General features: G+C 73.8%; 1 protein-coding gene. It reads right to left on the reverse strand.

The features are described from left to right. Nucleotides 1-9,932 (reverse strand): amino acid adenylation domain-containing protein (locus AB0C29_RS19220; protein ID WP_360821870.1); only part of this gene is annotated, 9,932 nt, incomplete at both ends.

Here is a 9,932-nt window from a genome sequence, read left to right on the forward strand (position 1 = left end):
CGAGCACCGGCTGGGTGCCGGCGGCCGCCGGGTAGAGGATCGTCGGCTCGCCCAGCCGCTCGGTCCAGGCCCGCTCGGACGCCTCGTTGTCCTGCCGGGCCAGCCAGGCCAGGTAGTCGGTGAAACCGGCGCGGGGCCCGGGCACCGGCCGGCCGGCGTACGCGCCGAACAGGTCCCGCAGCACCAGCTCGCGCGACCAGCCGTCCCAGAGCAGCAGGTGGTAAGTGAAGAGCAGCCGGTCCCGTCCGCCGGGCCGCCGCACCACGGTGAGGCGGGCCAGCGGCGGCTTCGCGAGGTCGAAGGGGCGCGCCCGGTCGGCCGCCATGAGCTCGTCGAGTCCGGCCTCGTCGGTTTCGACGACCTCGACGACCGCGGACACCTCGGTGCCGAGGATCGCCACCGGCTGATCGCGGCCCTCGTCGGTGAAGGCCAGCCGGGTGGCCGGGTGCGCGCGCAGGACCGCCGCGAAGGCCCGTTCCAGGGCGGGCACGTCGATCCGGTAGTTCACGTCGAAGGCGTTCTGGGCCAGGTAGACGTCCGCGTCCCCGGCCAGCTTGGCCTGGAAGAACAGCCCGTCCTGCAACGGCGACAGCGGCCATTCCTGCTGCGCGGGGGCCAGCGAGGCCGCCCAGCCGTCGGCGATCGCCCGGGTGGCGTCCAGCCCGAGGCCCTCGTCGGCGTAGGTGAAGACCGCGTGCAGCTCCGGGCCGCGGGCCCAGACGTTGACCTCCAACAGGTACGGCGTCCCGAGGTCGTCGTCCGGCCGCACCTTGATGTCCTCGTCGGCGGCGGACCAGTCCCCGGTGTCGTCGCCGAACCGGCCCAGGTAGTTGAAGAGCACCTGCGGTGTGCCGAGGCGGGCCAGCGCGGCGGCCGAACGCGGGTTGACGTAGCGCAGCAGCCCGAAGCCGAGGCCGTCGTCGTCGCGGCTCGCCGCGGGCAGGCGTACCGGGGCGATCGAGGTGAACCAGCCGACCGTGCGGGACAGGTCGGCATCGCCGAGCGGCTCACGGCCGTGGCGTTCCAGGTCGACCACGAGGTCGGCCTCGGCGCCTCGCCACTGGTTGACCGCGGTGTGCAGCGCGGCGAGCAGCTTGCCGGTGACGTCGCCGCTGAGCAGGGCCGGGTCCACGGGGATGCGCACTTCGTGGTCGCGGGTCCGGCCCACGGTCAGTCCGAAGGTCAGCGCGTCCGGGTCGAGCTCGCCGCCGGGGGCCAGGGAGCGCTGCCAGTGCGGGAACTCGGCGAGACGGGACGCGCTGCCGGCCTCCTCGGCGAGCTGCCGGGCGAAGGTCCGCAGTGAGGTGCCGACCTGGTCGAGGGCGCGTCCCTCGTAGGCCTGACGCAGGTCCTCGGTGAGGATGTGCCAGGAGACGCCGTCCACCACCAAGTGGTGGGCGACCAGCAGCAGGCGGCCCTGCCGGTCCGGCCCGGCGTCGAAGAAGACTGCTTCCAGCACGCGGCCGGCGTCCGGGTCGAGCCGGGCGACGGCGGCTTCGGCCTCCCGCTGGATGGCGTCGAAACCCTCCACGGTGGTCAGCGTGACCTGACCGGTCGGGGTGATCTCCTGGGACCAGAGCATCGGGGCGGGGCGGCTCAGGCGCAACCGCAGGGCGTCGTGGCGTTCGACCAGGGCATCGAGGGCGGTCTGCAGGCGGGCCGCTGTCGCGCCGGGCGGGGTGCGGATCAGGTCGGACTGATGCACGCGGTTGATGCCGCCGCCCAGCTCGGCCAGCCGGTGCACGATCGGCAGCAACGCCACCTCTCCGACACCGTCACTCGGCGCAGCCGCCGGGGCGATCTTCACCTCGGCCAGCGCGGCCGGGGTGCGCTTGACGAACACGTCGCGCGGGGAGATCCGTACGCCGCTGCGCTTGGCCCGGTTGACCAGCTGGATGGCGACGATGCTGTCCCCACCGAGGGCGAAGAAGTCACCGTCGGCCGGCACCGGCACACCGAGCACCTCGGCGAACAGCTCCCGCAGCGTGGTGACCGCGGGCGACTCGCCGGCGGCTGTCGGCACAGCCCGGGTCTCGGCGGCCGGCGCCGGCAGGGCCTCACGGTCGAGCTTGCCGTTGACGGTCAGCGGCAGCGCGTCCAGCGTCACGAACGCCGCCGGGACCATGTAGTCGGGCAGGGTCGTGGCGAGGTGCGCGCGGATCGCGTCGGCGTCGGGCCGGGTGCCGGCCCGGGCGACCAGATAGGCGACCAGCCGGCCGTCCCGCACGACCACGGTCGCGTCGGAGACGCCGCCCAGCGCCAGCAGCGCCGAGATGATCTCGCCCAGCTCGATCCGGTAACCGCGGATCTTCACCTGGTGGTCGGAGCGGCCCAGGTAGACCAGTTCGCCGTCCTCCCAGCGGGCCAGGTCACCGGAGCGGTAGAGCCGGCCCGTCCCGAACGGGTCGGCCACGAACCGGGACGCGGTCAGCGCCGGCCGGTCCAGGTAGCCGCGGGCGAGCTGGTCACCGGCCACGTACATCTCGCCGGTCACGCCCTCGGGCACCGGCTGCAGGTAGGCGTCCAGGACGTGCACGGTCAGGCCGGGCAGGGCGGTGCCGATGACGCTGGGCCGGCTCACGTCGTCCGGGTGCAGGGCGCGGAACGAGACGTGCACGGTGGTCTCGGTGATGCCGTACATGTTGATCAGTTGCGGGGTGGTGTTGCGGGCGTACCAGGCGACCAGGCGGGACAGGTCCAGGGCCTCGCCGCCGAAGACGACGTAGCGCAGCGGCAACCGGTCGGGCTCGGCCGCGTCCGCCTCGATCAGCGGGTAGAACGCGGACGGGGTCTGGTTGAGGACGGTGACGCCCTCGTCGCCCAACAGGGTCCGGAAGCGCTGCGGGTCACGGGCGACATCGTGCGGGACGACGACCAGCCGGCCGCCGTACAGCAGCGGGCCCCACAGCTCCCAGACCGAGAAGTCGAAGGCGTACGAGTGGAACATCGTCCACACGTCGTCCGGGCCGAAGCTGAAGTGCCGCTCAGCCGCGGCGAACAAGGTCAGCACGTCGCGGTGGGTCACCACGACACCCTTGGGTTTGCCGGTCGAGCCGGAGGTGTAGATGACGTACGCCGCGTTCGCGCCGCTCAGCGCCACCTGCGGGCGGGAGTCCGGGCGGCCCGGCGCGTCGACCGGCACACCGCCGTCGCCGATCAGGCAGACCGGTGCCGCGTCGCCGAGGATGTACTCCTGCCGGGCGGCCGGGGCGCCCAGGTCCACCGGCACGTAGCAGCCGCCGGCCTTGATGACGGCGAGCAGCGCCACGATCAGGTCGGCGCCGCGGGGCAGCGCGACGGCGACCCGCGACTCCGGGCCCACGCCGCGGGCGATCAGCTCGTGGGCCAGCCGGTTCGAGCGGGCCTCCAGCTCGGCGTAGGTCAGAGTGCTGTCGCCGGCGGTCACCGCGACGGCGTCCGGGCGGTCCAGGCACAGATCGAGGGTGGTGTCGCGGACCTCGACGGTCTCGCCGCCGGTGGCCGTCGCACCCAGGTCCAGGGTGGACACCGGCCGGTCGAGCCCGTCGGCGAACTGGTCCAGGATGCGGTGCACCAGACCGGCCAGCCGTTCGGCGGCCGCCGCCCCGATCGCGGCGTCGTACTTGACCTCCAGCGTCAGGTCGTCGCCGGGGAAGGCGACCAGCGACACCGGGTAGTGCGGTGAGTCCGTACCGGTGAAGCCGCGCACGCCGAGGCCCTCGGCGTCGCCGCCCTCGACGGCCGGGAAGTTCTCCACCACCACCATCGAGTCGAACAGCTCCCGCACCCCGGCCAGCCGGTTGAGCTCGGCCAGGCCGACCTGCTGCACGTCCAGCACGTCGGTCTGCTGCTCCTGGAGGCGGCGCAGCACGTCGCCCAGCGGCTCGTCCGGACGCCAGCCCATCGGCACCGGCACGGTGTTGATGAGCAGCCCGACGATGGTCTCCACGCCGCTGAGGTCGCCGCCGCGGCCGGAGACCGTGGAGCCGAAGACCACGCGGTCGCGGCCGAGCAGCCGGCCGAGCAGCAGACCCCAGGCGCCGTGCACGAGCGTGCTGACGGTGACGCCGTTGGTCCGGGCGACCTCGGCCAGCTCGCGGCTGCGGGCGAAGACGGCGAAGGCGCTGTCGTGGTGCGACACCGTGGTGACGTCCGGGTACAGGGTGGTCGGCTCCACGCCGGCCAGCGCGGTGGCCCAGGCGGCGCGGGCGGCCTCGCGGTCGCGGGTGACGACGGACTCCACGTGGTCGCGGAAGGTCGCGGCCGGGGCCGGCAGCTCCCGCCCGTGGTACGCCGCCACCACGTCCGAGAACACCAGCGGGTACGACCAGCCGTCGGCCAGGATGTGGTGCATCGTCTCGATCAGCCGGTGCTCGGTGGCGCTGAGCGAGACCAGCGCGTACCGCAGCACCGGCGCCTGGGCCAGGTCGAACGGCTGGGCCAGCTCGGCCGCGGCGATCTCGGCGAGGCGTTCGGGGCTGTCCGCGACGTACTCGCGCCACGGCACCTGCACGTCGGCCGCGATGACCTGCACGATGCGCCCGTCGCGCAGCTCGCGGAACGAGGCCCGCAACGCGTCGTGGCGGCGGACGGCGGCCTCGACCGCACGGCGCAGGCGGGCCGGGTCGACCGCACCGGTCAGCTCGGCGATCTGCTGCACCGCGTACGTGTCCACCTCGGCGGTCACCGAGTGGAAGTACATGCCCTCCTGCAACGGCAGCAGCGGCAGCACGTCGGTGGCGTCGGCGAACGCGTCCACGTCGTCCTGGGTCAGCGTGACCAGCGGGAAGTCCGACGGCGTGTGCCCGGCGACGTCGGCAGTGGCCAGCTCACGCAACGCGGCCATCCACTGCTCGCCCAGGGCGATGACCCGGTCCTCGCCGAGGATGCCGGCCGGCCAGGACAGCGTCGCGGTGAACACGTCGCCGGTGGCGTGCGCGTTGATCTCCAACGGCATAGCCGGGTTGGCCGGGTCGACACCCTCGCGCAGCGGCGCGGCGGGACTCCAGTCGCCACCGCCGTCGGCGCCGAAGCGGCCCAGGTAGTTGAAGAGGATCTGCGGCGCCGGGCCGAAGTCCTCGTCGTGCAGCCAGCGCAGGTGGCCGTACCCGATGCCGTCGGCCGGCACCGCCCGCAACTGCTCCTTGATCGCGCGGGCCGCGGCGGCGACGTCGCCGTCCGGGCCGGGGTCGAGCCGCACCGGGTGGATGGCGGTGAACCAGCCGACCGTGCGGGACAGGTCCAGGTCGCCGGTGCGGCCGTGGCCCTCCAGGCTGACCAGCACCGGCGCGTTCCGGCCACGCCAGCGGTTGACCGCGACGGCGAGGCCGGTGAGCAGCACGTCGTTGACGCCGCCGTACATGGCGGCCGGGACGGTCGACAGCAGGGGGACGGTCACGTCGGCGGGCAGGCTGACGGTGATCGAGCGGACCGTGGCGGCGGTGTCGACGGCCGGGTCCACGGGCCGGTCACCCAGGTCGGGACCCGGTTCGGCCAGGGTCGCGCGCCAGAAGCCGGCCTGGTCGGAGTAGTCGGCCCCGGTGGCGGCGAAGGTGCGGAACGACGCGCCGACCTCGTCCAGCGCGACCGGGCGGCCGGCGCGGACATCGGCCCAGGCGCGGGCCAGGTCGCCGGTGATGATGCGCCAGGAGACGCCGTCGATGACGAGGTGGTGGATGACCAGCGTCAGCTTGCGGCCGGTCCAGACCGCTTGCAGCATGATCCCGCGGGCGGGGTCCAGCCGCCGGATCGCCTCGTCCTCGTCGGGGGCGAAAAGGTCGGCGGCCCGCAGGCCGGGCGGCGGCACGTGCAGGGTGCCGTCGAACGTGGCCCGGAGCAGGTCGTGCCGGTCCACCAGCGCCTGCAGGATGGTCTCCAGCTGCGCGCGGGTCAGCGCGGGCGGGGTGTGCCAGGCCATCGACTGGTAGAAGTGGCCCAGCGGGGTCGCCGACTTCACCGTCTCGGCCAGCATCGGGGTCAGCGCGATGTCGCCCAGACCGCTGTCGGTGCGGACCTCCACGGTCGCCGCGGGCAGCGCGGCCGCGAGCGCCTGCACGGTACGGCGGCGGAACACGTCCCGCGGCGTGACGTGCAGCCCGGCCTTGCGGGCCCGGCCGGCGACCGCGATCGAGGAGATGCTGTCCCCTCCGATGGCGAAGAAGTCGTCGTCGATGCCGACCTGCGGCAGGCCGAGCACATCCGCGTAGATGCCGCAGAGCAGGCTCTCCCGCTCGTCGCGCGGGCCCCGGGCAGCCGACATGACCGGGGCGCCCGGCGGCAGGGCGGCGGCGTCGAGCTTGCCGTTGACGGTCAGCGGCAGGGCGGCCACGACGGCGTACAGCGACGGGACCATGTAGGACGGCAGGCGTTCGGTGAGCGCGGCCCGGACCTCGGCCGGCTCGACCGGGCCGACCAGGTAGGCGACTAGCTTGCCGTCGCGGGCCAGCACGACGGCCTGGCGGACGCCCGGCACGGCGGCGACCGCGCTCTCCACGTCACCCAGCTCGATCCGGTAGCCGCGGATCTTGACCTGGTCGTCGCTGCGGCCGAGGAAGTCCAGGTTGCCGTCCGGGCGTTCGCGGACCAGGTCGCCGGTGCGGTAGAGGCGGGTGCCGTCCGGACCGGCGACGAAACGGGCGGCGGTCAGGCCGGGCGCGTGCAGGTAGCCCCGGGCCAGGCCGGCGCCGGCGATGTACAGCTCGCCGACGACGCCGGGCGGGACGGGACGCAGCCAGTTGTCCAGCACGTGGCCGCGGGTGTTGAAGATGGGCTGGCCGACGGTGGGAGTGGTGCTGTCGGCCGTACCGGCGCCCAGGGTGTTGATCGTGTATTCGGTCGGGCCGTACAGGTTGTAGCCGGTCGGGCCGTCCGGGTCGCTGAGCCGGGACCAGACCGCCTCGGTGACGGCCTCGCCGCCCAGCAGCACCAGCCACATCCGGTGCCCGTCGAGCAGGCCCTCGGCGAAGAGGTGGTGCGCGTACGTCGGGGTCACGTTGATGACGTCGATCCCGCGCGAGTGGCAGTACGCGACCAGCGCCGTCGCGTCCCGCCGCAGCTCCTCGTCGCAGACGTGCACCTCGTGCCCCTCGACCAGCCAGAGCAGCTCCTCCCAGGACATGTCGAAGGAGAAGCTGACCGTGTGCGCGATCCGCAGCCGCTCGACGCCGGCCGCCCGGGCCCGCGCCACGGTCGGGTCGAAGATCTCGGCCCGGTGGTTGAGCTGCATGTTCGTCAGCCCCCGGTACGGCGTGACGACACCCTTGGGCTTGCCGGTGGAACCGGAGGTGTAGATGACGTAAGCCGGCCGGTCGAGCCGGTCCCCGGTGAAGTCCGGGTGGGTCACCGGCCCCTCGTCGCGGGCCAGGCCGTCCAGCGAGGTCAGCACCAGCAGCGGCCGGGCGTCGTCGATCATCTGCTGGCGCCGCTCGGCCGGCAGGTCCAGATCCAGCGGCAGGTACGCGGCCCCGGCCCGCAGCACGGCGAACAGCGCGACGACCATGTCCACGCCACGCGGCAGGGCGAGCGCGACGATCTGCTCCGGCCCGGCTCCCCGGGCGACCAGCCCGCGGGCGACGACGTCGATCCGGGCGTCCAGCTCGGCGTACGTGAGCTGCTGCTCCCGTGCCACGAGCGCAACCGCCGCAGGGGTGCGCCGGGCCTGCGTGGCCAGCATCTCCGCGATGGTGATGTCTGGAATGTCGGCGTCGCTACCCCGCAACGGGGAGGCCGCGAACGGGATCGCGCCGGCCGCGACGTCCAGGTCGTCGGCCAGCGTCCTGAGCACGGTGACCAGCGAGTCCACCATGGACCGGGCGGTGGCCTCGGTGATGACGTCCGGGCGGTACTCGAGCTTGATCCGCAGGTTCGCGCCCGGGGTGAGCACCCAGGTCAGCGGGTAGTGGGTGGTGTCGGTGTACTCGACGTCGACGATGCCCTGGGCGGCCTCCAGGTCGGCGAAGGTGTCGTCGGCCAGGAAGTTCTGCAGCACGTACAGGGTGTCGAAGAGCTGGTCGTGGCCGGCCGCGCGCTGGATGTCGCCGAGGCCGAGGTACTCGTGCGGGGCCAGGTCGAGCCGGTCATGCTGAGCCCGGCGGGCCAGCTCGACGACCGGCGTGCCACCGGTGGCGGTGACCCGGGCGGGCACGGTGTTGAGGAACAGCCCGATGACGTTCTCGATGCCGGGCAGGTCGGTCGGGCGCCCGGCGACGGTGGTGCCGAAGGTGACGTCGCCGCGGCCGGTGCGGTGGCCCAGCACCAGGCCCAGGGCGGCGGTGAGCACCGAGTTGAGCGTGACGCCGGCCCGGCGGGCCTGCTCGTTGAGCCGGGTGGTGACCCCGGTGGGCAGCGCGGCCAGGACACGGTCGGAGAGCATCGGTTCGCGGCCGACGGCCTCCGGCACGACGATGGTCGGCTCTCCCAGTGCCGACTTCCAGGCGGCGGCCGAGGCGGTGGTGTCCTGCGCGGCGATCCAGGCCAGGTAGTCGGTGAAACCGGGGCCGTCGAGCGGCAGGGCTCCGCGGGTGCCGCTCGAGTCGTACAGGGCGAACAGCTCGCGCAGCACCAGCTCGCGCGACCAGCCGTCCCAGAGCAGGAAGTGGCAGGTCAGCAGCAGCCGATCGGTGCCGTCGGGCCGGCGTACGACGGTGAGCCGGACCAGCGGGGGCGCGGTCAGGTCGAACGGGCGTTCCCGGTCCTCGGCGGCGATCAGCTCGGGGTCGCCGTCGAGCACCGTGACGACCGCGGGCACGCTCGGGCTGACGGTCTGCAGCGGGCGCGGGTCACCGGTGAAGGCGACCCGCAGCGTCGGGTGCCGGTCGAGCAGCGCGGCGAAGGCCAGCTCCAGGGCCGGCACGTCGATGCGCCGGTCCAGGTCGAACACATTCTGGGCGAGGTAGGTGCTGGCGCCGTCGGAGAACGTGGCCTGGTAGTAGACGCCCTGCTGCAGCGGCGAGAGCTCCCAGACCTCGGCGGCCGGCGCGCTGTCCGGCTCGGCGACCGGTTCCGTGCCGGTGGCGGCGATCGCGGCGGCGGTCCGGGTGCGGAAGATGTCCTGGGTGGTGAGCACGATCCCGTCCCGGGCGAGCAGGTTGACCAGGCGGATGGCCGAGATGCTGTCCCCGCCGGCGGCGAAGAAGTCGTCGTGCACGCCGACGGAGTCGACACCCAGCACGCTCGCCAGGCGCTCGCAGACCAGGGCCTCGCGCGGCGTGCGCGGCGGGGCGGCCACGGTGGCGGCCGGGTCGGGCAGCGCGCGCCTGTCCCGCTTGCCGTTGGGCAGCAGCGGTACGGCGTCCAGCACGGTCACCGTCGCGGGCACCAGATACGCCGGCAGCTCCTCCCGCAGAGTGGCGAGCAGTCCCTGCGGGTCGAGGTCCTCGCCGACCACGTAGGCATGCAGGCTGTTGCGGCGGGCGACCGCTACCGCCTCGCGGACCCCGAGGCGGCGCAGCAATGCCGCCTCCACCTCGGCCAGCTCCACCCGGTGCCCGTTGACCTTGACCTGGTCGTCGTTGCGCCCCAGGAACTCCACCGTGTCGCCGAGCCAGCGGCCCAGGTCGCCGGTGCGGTAGAGCCGCTCGCCGGGCATGAACGGGTCGGCCACGAACCGGGCTGCCGTCGCACCGCCCTGGCCACGGTAGCCACGGGCCAGTTGGACACCGCCGACGTACAGCTCACCGACAGCACCCGGGGCGACCGGTTCGAGGGCGGCGTCGAGCAGGTGGATCCGTACCCCGGGCACGGGCCGGCCCAGGGTGACCGGCTCCCCCGGGGTGACCACCCCGGCCAGCACGTCGCCGGTGTTCTCCGAGGCGCCGTAGGAGTTGACGACGGTGGCCCCGGGCGAGGCCGCGACCAGCGCGGCGACGGTGTCCGCGGTCAGGGCCTCGCCGCTGGTGATCCACCGGCACAGCCCGCGGACCTGGTCCGGGGCGGTCTCGGCCAGCGCGGCGGCC

It is taken from the genome of Actinoplanes sp. NPDC048791, assembly GCF_040650095.1.
In the GTDB taxonomy this organism is placed as follows: domain Bacteria; phylum Actinomycetota; class Actinomycetes; order Mycobacteriales; family Micromonosporaceae; genus Actinoplanes.